The organism is Sulfitobacter sp. 15WGC (assembly GCF_005068605.1).
In the GTDB taxonomy this organism is placed as follows: Bacteria; Pseudomonadota; Alphaproteobacteria; order Rhodobacterales; family Rhodobacteraceae; genus Sulfitobacter; species Sulfitobacter faviae.
The window spans coordinates 1-255 of sequence record NZ_SZNL01000112.1; the positions used below are offsets into that span (position 1 = coordinate 1).

Here is a 255-nt window from a genome sequence, read left to right on the forward strand (position 1 = left end):
CGCGTGAGCCTGCGCCGCCTGCCTCGGCATGGCCAAAGCCCGGATCGAAGAAGCCCGCGTAATGCACGCGGAACTCTCCGACCATCGCCAAATAGGGTGCCATTTCAGCGGCATAGGCAGGCGGGATCGTCACCGCTTCGCGGCTGACGAGGATGTAAAAGGCGCCGGGGTCGAGGATGATCTGACCGTTGGTGCTATGCACCTCTTCCCAATAGGCGGCGGGATCGTAATGGCCAATTTTATCGAGGTCGATCA

General features: G+C 60.8%; 1 protein-coding gene. It reads right to left on the reverse strand.

Annotated elements, in window-relative coordinates; translation table 11 throughout:
• A partial coding sequence (locus tag FCK22_RS18190) for a 2'-deoxycytidine 5'-triphosphate deaminase (RefSeq protein WP_211243600.1) occupies positions 1–255 on the reverse strand: 255 nt, incomplete at both ends.